Consider the following 17,130-nt stretch of genomic DNA (forward strand, 5'->3'; position numbering starts at 1 on the left):
CGCGGGCCGCGCCCGGGGCCGCTCGGACTGGGGGTATAGGGGCTCGCCCGCCTCCGGGGGGGGGCGGCACCCCGCCCCGGGCCCCCGCCACGGCCGCGTCAGGCGTATTCGGGACAGAACTGCATCTGCGCCGCGACGACGAGATAGGCGGCGTCCCGGCTGGAATACCCCTTCTCGGTGAGCGCGGTCGCCATCTCGACATCGGTCCCGCCCGCGGCCCGTTCCTCGCAGATCGCCACCCCCATGTCGAGCGCGGCCTGGCGGGACGAGTAGTAGATCCCCTCGCGATCCAGGGTCGCGATGAACTCGTCCTGCTTCTCCGGGATCTTGCTGTTGCTCAACGCGTTCGGTGTCGAGGGCGCCGTGCGTGGCGCGCTCGAGCGGGGTGCGCCCGACACCGGTGGCGGCTCGGCGGGTCCCCCGGCGGGCGGAGTGCTCACCGTCGACCGGCCGACGTCGGAGACGTCGCCCGCGGCGAGCAACACCGAGGTGGCGCACCCACCACAGACCAGGAGCAGGACACCCAGCACCGCGAGCACCACCCACAGGGTCGTGTTGGTGCGGCGCGGCGGCTGCGGTGGATAGGCCGGGTAGGGCGCGGACGGATACTGCGGTGGTATCGGAGGCTGAGTCACGAATCTCCTTCGGTGCGAGACGAACAGCGGTTCAAGATCGCCATCCACCGCACCGGCGTTATCAACGACTCACACAGCGCCTCTCGATCGCCGGGTCCTACTCTCCGCCGGGCTCCAGGCGCAGGGTGGTGCCCGTGGCGTCCGCGGCCACCATGGTGTCCAGAGCACTGCCCTGGCCCCGGTACTTGTCCCGGTAGGCGGCCGAGACAGCGGCCTCGACCCCCTGGTCGGTCACCGGGACCGGACGCACGTCGGTCTCGATGCCACCGGCCCGGATGCGAGCGGCGTGCGCGGCCACGGCATGGCGGTACCAGCCGCCTCGGGTGCCGAACGCCGACCGGATGTAGAGATCGGGGCCGACCCGCACGGCCCAGATCGGGATCCAGCGGCGCAGTGTGTCGTCGGTGCGCCGGGTGGTGATCTCGAGTTCGTGTGCTCGCCCGAGCCGGTCGAGCTGATCGTCGTTCCAGGTCATCGTGCTACTCCTGCCGTCGGCAACCGATCAGAGGCGTTTCGTGAAGAACGGGATCAGCGCGCCGAGGGCCGGCTCGACGGCTTCGGGCTTGTCGTAGAGATCGTAGTGCGAGACGTCCGGGATGATGAGCAGCTCCTTGTCCTTCGACGCGGCGAGGTCGAAGACCGTGTGCGCGTCGCGGTAGGCGCCGAATTCCCCGGGCTTGTTGCCGACGATCAGCAGCAGCGGCTGGGTCAGCAGTTTGTCGGCGAGGTGGTAGGCGTCGAAGCCGACGGTCGGCGCCAGCGACGAGAACAACCACAGGTTCGTGCCGTGCGGGTGGGCGCCACGCGGGGTCTTGTAGTACTCCGTGGCTTCGGCGACATCGATGTGCAGCGGCGGCACGAGCCCGAGTTCGCGCGCGGCGTCGACCGACGGCGGCAGCGAGCTGTCCAGCCGGGGTTCGCCGCCCCGAGCCTCGGCGGTGCGCTGCTTCGCCACCGCCTCCAGCATCGTGATCGCGGCGTCCGGCGACATGTCGCCCTGCCGGAACAGCCGGCCCAGATTGACGCCGGTGACCGTCGCCACCGCCTTGAACCGGCGCTCGGTCATCGCCGCGGACCAGGTGTATCCGCCGCCGGCGCACATACCGAACACGCCGATGCGGTCCTCGTCGACATAGTCGAGGGTGACCAGGAAGTCGGCGGCGCAGCGGAAGTCCTCCACCCGCCAGGTCGCGTCCTCGAGCTGGCGCGGCTCACCGCCGCTGGCGGCTTGGAACCCCGCGTCGAAGGCCAGGACGACGAACCCGGCCGCGGCCAGGGCCTTGCCGTACACCGAGCCGGACGTCTGTTCCTTACAACTGCCCACCGGGTGCGCGCTGACGATCGCCGGATACTTCCGCGCCGGATCGAAATCGGGCGGGAAATGGATATCGGCGGCGATGTCCACCTGCTTGTTCTTGAAAGTCACGGTTTCCACGGCTCGGCTCCTTGCGAAGAATCGTTTGCTGATGCCTTCACGATTCCGAATCACGTCGCGAATGTGCAGGGTAAGGATTCCTACCCCGCACACGGCGGTCCGGCGGGTACGCGTGGACGTAGCGTGGAACCAGGTATCCGAGGTGGCCAGGAGGATCACTCGATGAGCACGACCGACAGCAGCCGATCCGAACTCGGCGCGTTCCTCCGGGCCCGGCGCGCCGAGCTGACACCGGCCGACGTCGGCCTGCCCGACGACGGACGGCAACGGCGGGTACCCGGGCTGCGCCGCGAAGAGGTCGCCCAGCTCGCCTCGATCAGCGCCCAGTACTACACCAGGGTCGAGCAGGGCCGCATCCAGGCGTCCGCTCCGGTCCTGTCGATCCTCGCCGATGTCCTGCGCCTCGACAACGACCAGCGCGGATACCTGCTCGGACTGGCCGGCAAGAGCCCGCCGACGCAGCGCCGGCCGTCCGGCACGACGGTGCGGCCGTCGGCCCGGCGGCTGCTCGACACGATCGGCGCACCGGCCATCCTGCTCGGCCGCCGGATGGACATTCTCGCGTGGAATCCACTCGCCGCCGCGCTCCTCACCGACTTCGCCCAGCTGCCGGACAAACAGCGAAACTACGCCCGCCTGGTCTTTTCCGGTTCCGAGCTCCGGCAGCGCTACGCGGACTGGGAGTCGACGGCGACCGACTGTGTCGCGTTCCTGCGCATGGAAGCGGCCCGCGATCCGGACGATCCGCGGCTGAGCGAACTCGTCGGCGACCTCTCGATCAAGGACCCCCACTTCAGCCGGTGGTGGGCCGACCACCAGGTCGCCCGGCAGACCTCTGGAACCAAGACGCTGCGACATCCGCTCGTCGGCGACCTCGTGCTCGACTGGGAGACGCTCGGCTTCGCGGCCGATCCCGACCTGCAGCTCGTCGTCTGGACGGCCGAACCCGGCACCCCGGCGCACGAGGGCCTCTCCTTCCTCGCCTCCTGGGCGAGCACCCACGCACCGGACGGTCCATCGACCGCGGACACCGGCGACACGGCCGAACACCGACGACACTGACCGCGCCCGGCGGAAATCGCACCTCGATGCCGGAAATACACCGACCGAATTCGACACTTTCGAATCCGCGCTTCATGAATAGCCACTTGGCCCCGCCGAAACGGTGACTTAATATTCGAGGACCGGGCGGACACAATTTGTCCAGCCGAATTCGAACACATCACGGCTCCACCCGATCCAGCGCGGACCGCTTGCGCGAGTTCAGCTTTCGGAGCCTGCCCAGTAGGGAGCACAACAATGACCGGACCACTCGACGGCGTGCGCATTCTCGACCTGACCTCGAATTTCATGGGCCCGTTCGGCTCCTTGCTGCTCGCGGACATGGGCGCCGATGTGGTGAAGATCGAATCCCCCGCCGGGGACACGACACGCGGCGTCGGGCCCTGCCGCAACCCGGGGATGAGCGCGATCTTCCTGCACCTCAACCGCAACAAGCGCAGCGTCGTCCTCGATCTCAAGAAGCCCGCAGGGAACGCCGCGCTGAAGCGGATGGTCGGCTCGGCCGATGTGCTGCTCTACAGCCTGCGCCCCAAGGCGATGGCGAAGCTCGGCTTGTCCTTCGCCGACGTCCATGCCCTCAATCCCCGCGTCATCTACTGCGGCACTTTCGGATTCGGGCAGAACGGCCCCTACGCCGACCGGCCCGCCTACGACGACCTCATCCAGGCCGCGGTCGGGATGCCGGTGCTGCAGAGCCGCAAACAGGGCCCGCTGAGCTATGTGGCCACCGCGATCGCCGATCGGGTGGTCGGCATGGCGGCGGCCAACGCGGTCGCGATGGCGCTGTTCCGGCGGGAGCGGAGCGGCCGGGGCCAGGAGGTCCAGGTGCCGATGTTCGAGACCTTCGCCCAGTTCGCGATGGGCGATCACCTGTACGGGCACACCTTCATCCCCTCGATCGGCACCTCGGGATACGCGCGCATGATGAACCCGGATCGGCGCCCCTACCGGACGCTGGACGGGTACCTGGGCGTCAATGTCTACATCGACAAGCACTGGCAGCGGTTCTTCGAGATCTCCGGACGCCCCGACATGGCGCGGGATCCCCGCTTCGCCGATATCCACGGCCGGACCGAGAACATCGCGCTGCTCTACGACTACCTCGCCCAGGTGCTGGCCACGAAGTCCACCGCGGAGTGGCTGGAGATCCTCACCGAGGCCGACATCCCGGCCATCGCCATGAACACCCCGGAGACCCTGCTCGACGATCCCCACATGAAGGAGGTCGGCTTCTTCCGCGAGGAACAGCATCCGACCGAAGGCCTGTTGCGGTCGATGGGCATTCCGCAGCAGTGGAGCGAGAGCTCCCCCGAATTGCGGTATCCCGCACCGTGTCTCGGAGAGCACTCGATCGAGGTGCTGGCCGAGTACGGCTTCGGCGCCGGGGAGATCCGGGAGCTGTTCGACGCGGGCGCGGCGCACGCCCCCGCCGGCGACGGCGCGGTGCGATGAGCGGGCTCGCGGGGAAGGTCGCCGTCGTCACCGGCGGCACCGGCGGGATCGGCCGTGGGGTCGCGCTCGACCTCGCGGCCCGGGGCGCGACCGTCGTGCTCAACGGACGCGACGCGACCAAAGCCGCGGCGGTCCTCGCCGCGATCGCCGAGGCCGGGGGCACGGGGCATTTCGTCGCCGGTGACGTGCGGTCCAAGGCCGAGATGGACGCGCTCGCGGCCGAGGCCGCCGCCCGCTTCGGCGGGATCGATATCGTCGTCGCGGCGGCGGGCGGCAACGACGACGAAGCGCGCAGTCCCGAGGTCCGCGGCCCGTTCGCCGAGATCGACCTGGCACGGGTGACCTCGTTCATCGGTCAGGCGGTGGCGGCGAAACTGCTGGTGGTGCAGGCGGCCGTGCCGTACCTGCGGGAGCGGGGCGGCGGCAGCGTGGTGTTCGTGACGTCGGAGGGCGGGCGGGTGCCGACGCCGGGGCAGACGGCGATCGCCACCTTCTCCGGCGGACTCGTCCAGGCGAGCAAGCTGCTGTCGAAGGAACTGGCGCGCTGGCGGATTCGGGTGAACTGCGTGTGCGTGACGGTCGTGCGCGACTCGCCGTCGTGGAACGCCGCGTTCGAGTCCGAGGACGGCGTCTCGCTCCAGCACCGCAAGCAGTACGCGGCGATCGTGGAGCGCGCGCCGTTCGGCGTCGCCGCTCCGCCCGATATCGGGGCCGTGGTGGGCTTCCTGGCCTCCGCGGACGCGCACTACCTCACCGGCGCCACGATCAGCCCCACCGGCGGGTTGACCATTCACTGAGCGGCGCACCGGCCCAACACAATTCAGCGATGCCCCGACCGGCACACCGGGGCGAACGAGAGGACCGCACGTGGTCACCGAACACGATTCCCATTACATCGACGGCGGATTCCGGACCGCCCATGCGACAGACCGCCTTCCGGTGGTCGACCCGGCCACCGAGGAAGCCTTCGCCGCGATTCCCGACGGCGATGCCGACGATGTCGACCGAGCGGTGCGCGCCGCCGCGACGGCGCAGCGCGCCTGGGCGGCCACGACTCCCGGCGAACGGGCCGACTTCCTGCGCGGCCTGGCCGACGCGTTCGAGGACCGCAGCGAGGAGATCGCCCAGCTGGTGACGCGGCAGAACGGGACACCGATCAGCGTGTCCAGGGCGATGCAGCAGATGGTGCCACGCAACTACCGGTACTTCGCCTCGCTCGCCGACACGCTGCGCACGGAGACACCGGTGTCCACCTCGGTCGGCGATGCCCTGGTGCGGCGCGAACCGGTCGGCGTCGTCGGCGCGATCGTGCCGTGGAACGGCCCGCAGCCGCTGACCGCGTGGAAGATCGGCCCCGCCCTGGCGGCGGGCTGTGCGGTGGTGATCAAACCGGCTCCGGAGACCACCCTCGACGCCTTCCTGCTCGCCGAACTCGCGGAACAGGCGGGGGCGCCCGCCGGTGTCGTCAATGTGGTCGCCGGTGGCCGGGAGACCGGGGCGGCGCTGGTGGAACACGCACTCGTGCGCAAGATTTCGTTCACCGGATCGACCGCGGCGGGCAAGGCCATCGCCGCGAGCTGCGGCCGCGACCTCAAACGGGTCACCCTCGAGCTCGGTGGCAAGTCGGCGGCGATTCTGCTCGACGATGTGGATCTGGACGCCTTCGCGCCCTTCGTCGCCTCGGCGTGCGCGCCGAACACCGGGCAGACGTGCCGGGCGCTGACCCGCGTGCTCGCTCCGCGATCGCGCTACGACGAGGTGGTCGACGCGGTGAGCGCGGCGCTGACCGCCCTCCCGCTCGGTGACCCCACCGATCCGGGGAACTTCTTCGGGCCGCTCGTCTCGGCCCGCCAGCGGGAGCGGGTGGAGTCCTATCTCGACCTCGGTCGCGCGGAGGGCGCCCGGATCGTGGTCGGCGGCGGGCGACCCGCCGGATTCGACCGCGGGTTCTATGTCGAGCCGACGGTGTTCGGCGATGTCACCAACGACATGCGGATCGCGCGGGAGGAGATCTTCGGCCCGGTGGTGGTCGTGATCGCCTACGACGGGGAGGACGAGGCGATCGCGATCGCCAACGACTCCGACTACGGCCTCGGCGGCGGTGTCTTCTCGACCGACCGGTCCCGGGCCACCGAGGTGGCCCGGCGGGTCGAGACCGGAACCATCGGCGTCAACAGCGCGTCGTTCCCGATGGAAGCGCCGTTCGGCGGGGTGAAGAACAGCGGGATCGGGCGCGAACTCGGTCCGGGCAGCCTCGATCCCTATCTGGAATCGAAGACGATCTTCCGCGGCGTCTGAGCGCACGGGTGCTCAGCGCGTCGGATCGGTCACCCGGGTCAGCTTCGCCGGGTTGGTGACCGAGTAGATCCCGAGGACGGCGTCGTCGGGATCCACCTCGAGGACGACGACCGCGAGCGGCGCGTCACCGTCGAAGATCACCGCGCACGGATCACCGCTGACCGTGCGCCAGCCCACCCGGTAGCCGTCGAGGCCACCGGCGGCGACGGCGAGGAACACCTCGGCGACGGCGGTTCGCCCGTGGACCGGCCGCAAGGAGGTGGCGGGTCCGGTACCGCCGCCGTCGGTCCAGAGGGTGACCTCCGGGGCCAGGACCGCGAGGAGTTTCTCGAGGTCACCGCCCATCGCGGCGTCGACGAAACGTTCGGTCACCTCGCGGCGGATCCGCGGGTCCACCTGGGTGCGTGGCCTGCGCGCCTGGACGTGGGCGCGGGCGCGATGGGCGATCTGGCGGACAGCGGCGGGTGAGCGGTCGACCATGTCGGCGATCTCGGTGTGCGGATAGGCGAAGACCTCGTTGAGCACGAACACCGCCCGCTCGAGCGGCGTCAGCGACTCCAGGACCACCAGCATCGCCATCGACGACGATTCGGCGCGGACCACGCTCGCCGCGCCGTCGCCCACGGCGGTGTCGGCGTCGAGCAGCGGCTCCGGAAGCCATTGCCCCACATAGTCTTCGCGGCGCCGGGCCAGCACGGACCGCCGGGCCAGCGCCTGGTTCACCGCGATCCGGGTGAGATAGGCGCGGACATTGTCGATCGGCTCGCCACCGCGAACGCGGGCCTGCCACGCCAGCCACGCCTCCTGCAGGACGTCCTCGGTGTCGGCGACGCTGCCGAGCATGTTGTAGACCACCGAGAACAGCAGTTCGCGGTAGCCGAGGAAGGTCTCGGTGGCGGTGTCGACGGCATCGGTCATGGCGGTCCTCCGGTCCGGCGGGATGGTCGTTCTACGAAGAGGCGTGCGGCACCGCCGAGTGTGACAAGCGCGCCGGAATCTGTGATCCACCCCACAGGATCGCCCCTTCGGCGTCACGTTCTGCCCGCACCGCGCACTCCTCGTCGGCGAAATCTCTTCCACCATCCCCGACCAGGAGCTCCCATGCGAACCCGCATCAGCAATGTCCGTGTCTTCGACGGCGAGCGGCGCATCGATCGAACGACCGTGCTGCTCGACGACGACCGGATCGTCGCCACCGACGACGCGCCCGCCGAGGTGGAGATCGACGGGTCCGGCCGCACCCTATTGCCGGGTCTCATCGATGCCCACACCCACGTCTTCGACGGCGACCTGGCCCGAGCGCTCGCGTTCGGTGTCACCACCGAGCTCGACATGTTCTGTCTCCCCGACGTGCTGACCGCACAGCGGGCGGCCGCGCGGCGGCGTGACGATGTCGCCGATCTCCGCAGCGCGGGCACCCTGGCCACGGCGCCGGGCGGCCATCCGAGTCAGCTGCTGGCCGCACCGGAGATCGCCGCGCTCGGCCTCGCACCCTTCGACACCATCGCCGGCCCCGAGCAAGCGGCCGATTTCGTGCGAGCCAGGCTGGCGGAGGGCGCCGACTACCTCAAGATCGTCATCGACGACGGCAGCGTGCACGGCACAAGCCTGCCGGTGCTGTCCGAGCGGACCGCGCGAGCGCTGACCGCCCACGCCCACGACGCCGGATTGCAGGTCATCGCGCACGCGATCACCGAGTCCGAAGTGCTGATCGCGCTCGCGGCCGGTGTCGACGGGCTCGCCCACGTGTGGACCGATGTCACCGGCGGCACCGATGATCTGGCCGACCGGATCGCCGCGCAGAACGTGTTCGTGGTGAGCACCCTGGTGTACTTCGAGGCCATCACCGGGCAGCGCGAGCACACCGCCGACTGCGCGGTGCCCGGCTCGTTCGATGACGCGATGCGCGTGACCCGGGCACTGCATCGGGCCGGGGCGCCCCTGCTGGCGGGCACCGACGCGACCCCGTACGTGCCCGCCCACGGCAGTGGCCTGCATCAGGAGCTGGAGCTGCTGACCGCGGCGGGGTTGTCCCCGCTGGAAGTGCTCACGGCCGCGACCAGCCGGACCGCCGATCGCTTCGGGCTGTCCGATCGGGGACGCGTCGCACCGGGCCTGCGCGCGGATCTCCTGCTCGTGGAGGGTGATCCGACCACCGAGATCACCGCCACCTCCGCGATCGCCGAGGTGTGGCGGCGCGGCGTGCGCCAGGTCCGCCGATGACCGCGGCGGTCGTCGCCCGGTGGCCGCTGCCGCTGTTCCGGGCGACGGTGACGACGGCGGCGGTCCTGGTGTTCGCGCAGGCCGCCCTCGCTGGCGGTTTCCTCGCCGGGCACTTCGAAGCACTGGCGATGCACAGCCGCAACGGCGGCGTCGTGGCGCTGGTATTTCTCGGTCAGCTCGGCTGCGCGATTCTGCTGTGGCGCAAGGGCGGCGGGCCTGCCTGGCCCGCCCGGACCGCGGTGCTCCAGTTGTCCATCGCGGCGGCAATGATCCCGCTCGGCGAGGAACGCGTACTGGCGGTGCATATTCCGCTCGCGGTCGGGTTGGCCATCGGCACGGCGCTGCTGGTGAGCTGGGCGTGGCGGTGGCGGCGATGAGCATCGGCAGACGCGGATTCCTGCGCGCCGGAGCCGGTGTGGGAGCGGCCGTCGCGCTCGGCGGCGCGGGCTGGGCGGCGGTACCGAGAATCGTGCGACCCGGTGAGCCGGGTCGGCTGCTGCCCAGCGCCGCGCCGCTGCCGCGACCGTTCCAGGCGCGGCTGCCGATTCCACCGGAGCTGACGCCCGTCCGGTCCGATCTGTCCACCGACTACTACGAGATCACCCAGCGCACAGCGCATCTCGATATCCTGCCGGGGCTGCGCACCGAGGCGTGGACCTACCACGGCAGCTTTCCCGGGCCGACCATCCGGGCGAGGTCCGGTCGGGTGACCTCGGTGCGCCATCGCAACGAACTTCCCCATCCGACGGTGGTGCACCTGCACGGCGGGCACACCCCCGCCGACAACGACGGCTACCCGATGGATCTGGTCCTGCCGGTCGGCACGAGCACCGCGCCCCCACCGAACCACGGTCACGGAGTCGCCACGTCGACCGGTGCGCTCGCCCACGGCGCACGCACCTACCGGTATCCGAATCGTCAACGTGCCGCGTCGCTCTGGTACCACGACCACCGGCACGGCTTCACCGGCCCGGCGGTCTGGCGCGGGCTGGCCGGGTTCCACCTGATCGGCGACGAGGTCGAGGACGCGCTGCCGCTCCCCCGCGGCGACCGGGACATCCCCCTGCTCATCAGCGACCGATCCTTCGCCGCGGACGGCTCGTTCGCCTATCCACTGGTCGATCCGGAGCTGCGCACGCCCGGAGTCACCGATCGATACATGAACGGGGTCCTCGGCGACGTGGTGCTGGTCAACGGCGCGCCGTGGCCCCGGCTGGAGGTGTCGCCGGTGCGCTACCGCTTCCGGTTGCTCAATGCCTCCAACACCCGTCGCTACCGGCTGACCCTCGAATCTTCTCGTCCGGGAGGCGGTTTCGTGCAGATCGGCAGCGACGGCGGCTTGCTGGAGCGGCCGCTCCGGCACGACCACATCGACATCTCCCCGGCCGAACGATTCGACGTGATCATCGATTTCGCCGCCTACCCGCCCGGCACCTCGGTCCGGCTGCGCAATGCCCTCGGCACCGGACCGACCGCCGAGGTCCTGCGTTTCGACGTCACGGGTCCGCCGCGACGCGACGACACCACCGTCCCCGATCGGCTCGCGCCTGTGGAGCGCCTGGATCCCGCCACCGCCGTCGCCGAACGCACCTTCCTGTTCCAGCTGGGCCCGGCCGGCTGGTCGATCAACGGCGCTGCCTACGAACCCGGTCGTGCGCTGGCGAACCCGCGCCTTGGCACCGTCGAGATCTGGCGCTTCATCACCGATTTCCACCACCCGGTCCATGTGCACCTCGATCCGTTCCAGGTCGTCTCCCGGAACAATCGCCCGCCCGGGCCCTTCGACGCGGGCTGGAAGGACACCGTCGACGTCCGCCCCGCCGAAGCCGTCGAGGTGGCGGTCCGCTTCACCGACTACCCCGGCCCGTTCATGCTGCACTGCCACAATCTCGAACACGAGGACATGGCGATGATGGCCGACTTCGTGGTGGGTCAGTAGACGGTGATCCGCAGGGCGCGCATCTTCGCGTAGAGCGTGGTGCGCGAAATACCCAGGGCCTGGGCCGTTTTGACCTTGTTGCCGTCGAACTTGCGCAGCGCCTCGACGATGACGTCGCGCTCGGCACGGTCGATCGGCATCAGCGGCCGCAGCGGCTGCTGGGCGCGATAGGCCTCGGGGAGGTCGGCGAGGACGACCGCGCCGGTGCGCCGGTGCCGGACCACCTCGGTGACGACCGCGCGCAGTTCGCGCAGATTGCCGGGCCAGTCGTGGGCCGACAGCGCCGAGAGCGCACCGGGCGTGAAGTACAGCGAGCCGTCCGCGCCCGCTTCGCGCAGCATCGCCGCGACCAGCCCCGGGATCTCGCCGCGCCGGTTGCGCAGCGGACCGAGTTCGACGCGGTCGGTGCATTCGGCGGCCAGCGCCGCGGCGCGGCCGGTGAGCGTGTCCACCGCTCCGGTGACCAGCACGACGCGCGGTACCTGCCGGTCGGCGACGTGGGTGGCGACGAGGTCGATCAGATCGTCGGGCAGCAGGTCGAGCCCGTCGACACAGACGGTGCCCTGCCGGGCCCGGACCAGCGCGGCGAAGTCGCGGGCGAACACGTCGCTGCCGTCGAGCAGCGCGTTGGCGGCGGTCAGGACGGTGACCGGTTGCTCGGTGGCGTGTTCGCGCGCGGTGCGCGAGCGCCCGGACCCCGGCGGGCCCGCGACCAGCAGCGGATCGCCTGGGTCGAGCGCGCGGCGGGAGTAGGCGATACTCGCCCGTTCCAGCGGTTCGACATTGAGCAGCGTGCCCCCGGCCGGGCCGCCGACGCGGGTCGCTTCGACCCGCACCGCCAGCCCGGACTCCAGGGTCAGGTCGAAGACGGAGCTGCGGCGCACATCCGGTGCCATCATGCGCAGCAGCGCGACGTCGGTGGCGCCGAGCAGATCGGCGGCGGCCTGGTTGGACATGAGCAGGTCGCGCCCGATGGCCAGGACCGCGCGGCGGCGCGTGCCCGCGGCCTGGAACGCGGCGAGCAGCTCCTTGTCCGAGACGCGGGAACCGTCGAGCAGCCGCTGCTCGATGTCGGCGACCGCGCGGGCGACCAGGGGTGGCAGCAGCGGGCTGGCCGCCCTGGCCACCGTGGACAGGTCGAGCACGCCCTCGATCCGGCGGGTGGTGGGGTGGAAGATCGGGTGGCCGTAGCAGCTCATGCGCCGCAGCGGAACGGCGAAATGCTCGGCACCGTTGACGGCGATGCTGGTGCGGGTTTCCAGGGCGACGCCCGGTGCGGTGGTGCCGACCACCTCTTCCAGCAGGGACGCGCCGACATCGACACCGAGATCGTCGAAGACCTGGCGGGCGCCGCGGTTACCGCACCACTGATGCGCGATCCGGCCCTCCCGGTCGACGACGATCGTGGTGAAGTCGGTGCCGTCGAGCCGATGCTCGAGGTCGTCGAGCACGACCGCGGCCGCGGCCATCAGCGGACTGGCCGCGTCGATGTCGACGTAGCTGATGGTGTCGAGCACCGAGCCCGGCTCCAGTCCGGCCATCGTCGCGCGATGCCAGGACGCGGCGATCGGTTCCCGTTGCACCTCGGTGTCCATGCGTCCACGGTAGCAATCGTGACCGGGGTCACGATTGTCCAATTTCTGAACAGTCGCGAGGTCCGCGCGTTGCGACGGTGGTTCCCGTCACTCCAGACGGGGCGCATCGACGAGGATCAGGAGAACCCGCCATGAAGACCAAGGCCGCGGTCGTCTACCAACCCGGTAAGCCGATCGAGATCGAAGAGCTCGAACTCGACAAGCCGCGCGAGGGAGAGGTACTCATCCGGTATCTCTATGGCGGGCTGTGCCATTCCGATGTCCATATCGCACACGGTGACCTCGAGGCGCGGCTGCCGATGGTGCTCGGGCACGAGGGCGCGGGCATCATCGAAGAGGTCGGGCCGGGCGTGACCCGGGTCAAGCCCGGCGATCACGTGGTGTGCTCGTTCATTCCGAACTGCGGCACCTGTCGCTACTGCTCCAACGGTCAGCAGTCCATCTGCGACATGGGCGCCACGATCCTGGAGGGCTATCTGCCCGGTGGTCGCTTCCCGCTGCGGGGACCGGCCGGTGAGTACGGCGCGATGTGCATGCTCGGCACGTTCAGCCAGTACGGGGTGATCCACCAGAACTCCTGCGTCACGGTCGACGAGAACCTGCCGCTGGACAAGGCGGTGCTGGTCGGCTGCGGCGTGCCCAGCGGGTGGGGCTCGGCGGTCAACACGGCCGAGGTGAAACCCGGTGATGTGGTGGTCGTCTTCGGCATCGGCGGGCTCGGGATCAACGCGGTGCAGGGCGCCCGCTTCGCCGGCGCGCGCTACGTCGTGGCGGTCGATCCGCTGCACAACAAGCGCGAACGGGCGCTCGAACTCGGCGCCACGCACGCCTTCGCCGACGCCGGTGACGCGCTCACCACGATCAACGACCTGACCCGCGGCCAAGGCGCCGACGCCGCGATCCTGATCCCGGACCTGCTGACCGCCGAGATCGTGCGCGCCGGCTTCGACGCCGTCGGCAAGGGCGGCAAGGTCGTGCTGACCGGGCTCAACAAGCTCGACGAGATCAACATCCAGCTCCCCGGATCGATCATGACGCTGTTCCGGAAGGAATTGCGCGGCAGCCTCTTCGGCGACTGCAACCCGACCGTCGACATCCCCAAGATCCTCGGTCTCTACCAGAGCGGCGACCTGAAACTCGACGAGCTCATCACCCGCACCTACACCCTCGACCAGGTCAACCAGGGCTACGACGACCTGCTCAACGGCCAGAACATCCGTGGCGTGCTCGTGCACGACCACTCCTGACAGGGAGGCAACACGATGACCGAAGTACTCGAGCCCACCACCCTCACCCCGGTGCTGCCGCAGGTCCGCGCGTGGCTCTCGACGCCGAAGCAGCTGTTCATCGGTGGCCGCTGGGTCGACGCGGCCGCGGGCCGCACCTTCCAGACCCGCGACCCGGCCACCGGACAGGTGCTGACCGAGGTCGCCCACGCCGAGGCCGTCGACGTCGACCGTGCCGTGCGCGCGGCCAGGACCGCGTTCGAGGGCGAGTGGTCGCTGTGGACGCCGGCCCAGCGCCAGCGGCTGCTGTTCCGCGCCGGTGAGGCGATCTACGCCCATGCCGAGGAACTGGCCCAGCTGGAATCGCTGGACAACGGCAAGTCCGCCGGGGTCGCCCAGGCGGTCGACATCACCTGGGTCGCCGAGCTCTTCCAGTACTACGCGGGCTGGGCCACCAAGATCGAGGGCCGCACCATCCCGATCTCGGTGCCCTGGGCGCCCGGTACGCAGTGGCACGCCTACACCCTGCGCGAGCCGATCGGTGTGTGCGGGGCGATCGTCCCGTGGAACTTCCCGCTGCTGATGGCCGCGTTCAAGATTCCCGTCGCCCTGGCGACCGGCAACACCGTCGTCCTCAAGCCCGCCGAGGACACCCCGCTCACCGCCCTGCGCCTGGCCGAGATCCTCGCCGAGGTCGGGCTGCCCGACGGCGTGCTCAATGTCGTCACCGGCTACGGCGACGCCGGTGCCGCGCTGGCCGCCCACGACGATGTCGACAAGATCGCCTTCACCGGCTCGACCGAGGTGGGCAAGCTCATCGTCGACGCCGCCAAGGGCAATCTGAAGAAGGTCAGCCTCGAGCTCGGTGGCAAGAGCCCGCAGGTCGTCTTCGCCGACGCCGATCTGGACCTGGCGATTCCGGGCACCGCGTCGGGGTTCCTGTTCAACCAGGGCCAGACCTGCACCAGCGGCACCCGGCTCCTGGTGGAGGACAAGATCTTCGACGAATTCACCCAGGGCGTCGCCGAAGCCGCCGCGGCGAGCCGGATCGGCTCGGGCCTGGACCCGGCCACCGACGTCGGCCCGCTGGTCTCACAGACCCAGCTCGACCGGGTCCTCGGCTATCTCGACGCCGGCGTACGCGCCGGGGCCAGGGCGCTGACCGGCGGGCGCCGCCACGGCGAGAGCGGCTATTTCGTCGAACCGACGGTGTTCGTCGATGTCGACGCCTCGTTCAGCGTGTACCGCGAGGAGATCTTCGGCCCGGTCGTGGTGGCGACCCCGTTCAACGCCGAGGAGGGCGTGGCCGCGGCGGCCAACGACACCCCGTACGGATTGGCCGCCTCGGTGTGGACCACCGATGTGTCCAAGGCGCATCGCACCGCCCGCCAGATCAAGGCGGGCACGGTATGGATCAACGCGCACAACGCCTTCGACGCCGCACTGCCCTTCGGCGGCTACAAGCAGTCCGGCTGGGGCCGCGAGCTGGGCGCCGCGGCGATCGATGCCTACACCGAGCAGAAGACGATCAACACCTTCCTCGGCTGAGCCCGCGCTCCGGCACCGATCGTCGCGATCGGTGCCGGAGCCGTGCCGTCGACCGGAAGAACGGTCAGCGCGTGGCGATGATCGCCGAACCGTGGCCGAACAGGCCCTGATTCACCGCGATGCCCGCGCGCGCGTCCTCGACCTGGCGGCCCTCGGCCTGGCCGCGCAACTGCCAGGTGAGCTCGCAGACCTGAGCGATCGCCTGCGCGGGAATGGCCTCACCGAAGCAGGCCAACCCACCACTGGGGTTCACCGGCACCCGGCCGCCCAGCGTCGTCGCGCCACTGCGCAACAGGTTCTCCGCGCCGCCCTTCTCGCAGAGCCCGATGTCCTCGTACCAGTCCAGCTCCAGCGCGGTGGACAGGTCGTAGACCTCGGCGAGGGACAGGTCGTCCGGGCCGAGCCCGGCCTCCTCGTAGGCCGCGTACGCGACGGCGGAACGGAACTCGCGCGGCGGGACCTCGACGGCCACGGCGGAGTCCGTCGCGAAATCGGGCAAATCGAGCACCGTTTTCGGGAACGTCGGCGTGACCGTCGACAGCGCGCTGATCCGGACCGGGTCGGTGACGCCGTGGCGCCGCGCGTAGTCCATCGAGGTCAGCACCAGCGCGGCACCGCCGTCACTGGTGGCGCAGATGTCGAGCAGCCGCAGCGGGTCCGAGACGATCGCCGAGGCGGCGACCTCCTCGGCCGACACCTCCTTGCGATAGCGGGCGTACGGGTTGTTCAGGCCGTGCCGGGCGTTCTTGACCTTGACCGCGGCGAAATCGTCGAGCGTGGCGCCGTGCAACGCCATCCGCCGCCGGGCGTAGAGCGCGAAATAGATGGGGTTCGTCGCGCCGAGCAGGTGGAAACGCAACCAGTCCGGATCGTCGCGGCGCTCGCCGCCGACCGGCTGGAAGAACCCCTTCGGGGTGGTGTCGGCGCCGACCACCAGCGCGACGTCGCACAGCCCGGCCAGGATCTGGGCACGCGCGTTGGCGATGGCCTGGGCACCGGAGGCGCAGGCGGCGTAGCTGCTCGAGATCCGGGCTCCGGTCCAGCCGAGCGCCTGGGCGAAGGTCGCGCCGGAGACGAAGCCGGGGTAACCGTTGCGAATCGTGTCGGCGCCGGCGATGTAGCCGACGTCGCGGTGGTCCACGCCGGCGTCGGCCAGCGCGGCGCGGGCCGCCACCAGCCCGTATTCGACGAAATTGCGGCCCCACTTGCCCCACTGGTGCATGCCCGCACCGAGGACTGCGATATCGCGATCACTGGTCTCGGTCATCGACCGGCCTCCACATCCACACCGTGTGCTCCGCTTCCTCGTCCTCGTACAGCACGCCGAGGGTCAGCTCGACCGGCATGCCGACCGCCAGGTCGTCCACCGTGAGACCACGGACCACCTGCCCGAGAATCACCATCTGCTCGACCTCGAGCTCCACGGCCGCGACGACATACGGCTCGAACGGATCGGGCGAGACATAGGGCGGTGGCGGTTTGTAGCGGGCGTCCGCGTACGACCAGATCCGGCCCCGGGTGGAGAACAGGTAATCCTCCAGCTCGGAGCCGTTGCGGGGACCCGTGCACTGCGGGTTCCGGCAGGCCAGTGCGTTGCGCGGGAAATACGGTGTGCCGCAGGCGGTACAGCGACTCCCCCGCAGACGCACGGTGCCGTCGTCCGCGGTGAACCAGTCGGCCACGGCAGGGCGTTGTTCTTTCTGCACGAGCCCGACGG

The 17,130-nt window shown here is 70.2% G+C and carries 16 protein-coding genes; 9 read left to right on the forward strand and 7 right to left on the reverse strand.

Annotated features, from left to right (window positions below; genetic code table 11):
• Positions 1 to 98: 98 nt before the first annotated feature.
• The 3 genes from ACFVW6_RS11250 to ACFVW6_RS11260 form a co-directional block, all read right to left on the reverse strand.
• Positions 99 to 635, reverse strand: a complete 537-nt coding sequence (locus ACFVW6_RS11250; RefSeq protein WP_378831395.1) for a DUF732 domain-containing protein — start codon at positions 633 to 635, stop codon at positions 99 to 101.
• Positions 636 to 732: 97 nt separating this feature from the next.
• Positions 733 to 1,110 (reverse strand): DUF2255 family protein, encoded by a 378-nt coding sequence (locus tag ACFVW6_RS11255; protein ID WP_378831397.1) that lies wholly within the window; start codon positions 1,108 to 1,110, stop codon positions 733 to 735.
• 27 nt (positions 1,111 to 1,137) lie between these two features.
• Positions 1,138 to 2,070 carry an alpha/beta hydrolase gene (locus ACFVW6_RS11260; RefSeq protein WP_378831399.1) on the reverse strand — a complete coding sequence of 311 codons (933 nt, stop codon included), beginning with the start codon at positions 2,068 to 2,070 and terminating at the stop codon, positions 1,138 to 1,140.
• Positions 2,071 to 2,232: 162 nt separating this feature from the next.
• Here ACFVW6_RS11260 and ACFVW6_RS11265 point away from each other — a divergent pair, with 162 nt between their 5' ends.
• The 4 genes from ACFVW6_RS11265 (at position 2,233) to ACFVW6_RS11280 (ending at position 6,882) form a co-directional block, all read left to right on the forward strand.
• Complete coding sequence (locus ACFVW6_RS11265; protein ID WP_378831402.1) at positions 2,233 to 3,132, forward strand: helix-turn-helix domain-containing protein; 900 nt, start codon at positions 2,233 to 2,235, stop codon at positions 3,130 to 3,132.
• 237 nt (positions 3,133 to 3,369) lie between these two features.
• Positions 3,370 to 4,584, forward strand: a complete 1,215-nt coding sequence (locus tag ACFVW6_RS11270) for a CaiB/BaiF CoA transferase family protein (protein WP_378831404.1) — start codon at positions 3,370 to 3,372, stop codon at positions 4,582 to 4,584.
• Positions 4,581 to 5,381: an SDR family NAD(P)-dependent oxidoreductase gene (locus ACFVW6_RS11275; RefSeq protein ID WP_378831406.1), complete on the forward strand. Its 801-nt coding sequence runs from the start codon at positions 4,581 to 4,583 to the stop codon at positions 5,379 to 5,381. Before ACFVW6_RS11270 ends, ACFVW6_RS11275 begins: the two co-directional genes overlap by 4 nt.
• Positions 5,382 to 5,451: 70 nt before the next feature.
• Entirely contained in the window at positions 5,452 to 6,882 is a 1,431-nt protein-coding gene (locus tag ACFVW6_RS11280; RefSeq protein WP_378831408.1) for an aldehyde dehydrogenase, read from the forward strand.
• A gap of 12 nt (positions 6,883 to 6,894) precedes the next feature.
• On the opposite strand, the gene ACFVW6_RS11285 is transcribed toward ACFVW6_RS11280, so the two are convergent.
• Complete coding sequence (locus tag ACFVW6_RS11285; protein WP_355279605.1) at positions 6,895 to 7,800, reverse strand: sigma-70 family RNA polymerase sigma factor; 906 nt, start codon at positions 7,798 to 7,800, stop codon at positions 6,895 to 6,897.
• Between the two features lie 183 nt (positions 7,801 to 7,983).
• On the opposite strand from ACFVW6_RS11285, the gene ACFVW6_RS11290 reads away from it, so the two are divergent.
• Genes ACFVW6_RS11290 through ACFVW6_RS11300 form a run of 3 tightly spaced genes read left to right on the forward strand, consistent with a single transcriptional unit; the run spans position 7,984 to position 11,044 of the window.
• Positions 7,984 to 9,105: an amidohydrolase family protein gene (locus ACFVW6_RS11290; protein WP_378831411.1), complete on the forward strand. Its 1,122-nt coding sequence runs from the start codon at positions 7,984 to 7,986 to the stop codon at positions 9,103 to 9,105.
• Positions 9,102 to 9,482, forward strand: coding sequence for a hypothetical protein (locus ACFVW6_RS11295; protein ID WP_378831413.1), 381 nt, complete (start codon positions 9,102 to 9,104; stop codon positions 9,480 to 9,482). The genes ACFVW6_RS11290 and ACFVW6_RS11295 overlap by 4 nt, the downstream gene beginning before the upstream one ends.
• Entirely contained in the window at positions 9,479 to 11,044 is a 1,566-nt protein-coding gene (locus ACFVW6_RS11300; protein ID WP_378831416.1) for a multicopper oxidase family protein, read from the forward strand. Before ACFVW6_RS11295 ends, ACFVW6_RS11300 begins: the two co-directional genes overlap by 4 nt.
• Here the strand turns inward: ACFVW6_RS11300 and ACFVW6_RS11305 are convergent.
• Complete coding sequence (locus ACFVW6_RS11305) at positions 11,038 to 12,639, reverse strand: sigma-54-dependent Fis family transcriptional regulator (protein WP_378831418.1); 1,602 nt, start codon at positions 12,637 to 12,639, stop codon at positions 11,038 to 11,040. The two genes, ACFVW6_RS11300 and ACFVW6_RS11305, sit on opposite strands and share 7 nt — an antisense overlap.
• Positions 12,640 to 12,770: 131 nt before the next feature.
• Between ACFVW6_RS11305 and ACFVW6_RS11310 the strand changes: the two genes are divergently transcribed.
• Both ACFVW6_RS11310 and ACFVW6_RS11315 read left to right on the forward strand, forming a co-directional pair.
• Complete coding sequence (locus ACFVW6_RS11310; protein WP_378831420.1) at positions 12,771 to 13,886, forward strand: NDMA-dependent alcohol dehydrogenase; 1,116 nt, start codon at positions 12,771 to 12,773, stop codon at positions 13,884 to 13,886.
• A gap of 15 nt (positions 13,887 to 13,901) precedes the next feature.
• Positions 13,902 to 15,413 carry an aldehyde dehydrogenase family protein gene (locus ACFVW6_RS11315; RefSeq protein WP_378831422.1) on the forward strand — a complete coding sequence of 504 codons (1,512 nt, stop codon included), beginning with the start codon at positions 13,902 to 13,904 and terminating at the stop codon, positions 15,411 to 15,413.
• Between the two features lie 64 nt (positions 15,414 to 15,477).
• On the opposite strand, the gene ACFVW6_RS11320 is transcribed toward ACFVW6_RS11315, so the two are convergent.
• Together ACFVW6_RS11320 and ACFVW6_RS11325 are read right to left on the reverse strand one after the other, a co-directional pair.
• Positions 15,478 to 16,680, reverse strand: a complete 1,203-nt coding sequence (locus ACFVW6_RS11320) for a lipid-transfer protein (RefSeq protein ID WP_357348977.1) — start codon at positions 16,678 to 16,680, stop codon at positions 15,478 to 15,480.
• Entirely contained in the window at positions 16,664 to 17,095 is a 432-nt protein-coding gene (locus ACFVW6_RS11325) for a Zn-ribbon domain-containing OB-fold protein (RefSeq protein ID WP_378832081.1), read from the reverse strand. The genes ACFVW6_RS11320 and ACFVW6_RS11325 overlap by 17 nt, the downstream gene beginning before the upstream one ends.
• Positions 17,096 to 17,130 lie beyond the last annotated feature (35 nt).

The organism is Nocardia sp. NPDC058244 (assembly GCF_042882065.1).
Classification (GTDB): domain Bacteria; phylum Actinomycetota; class Actinomycetes; order Mycobacteriales; family Mycobacteriaceae; genus Nocardia.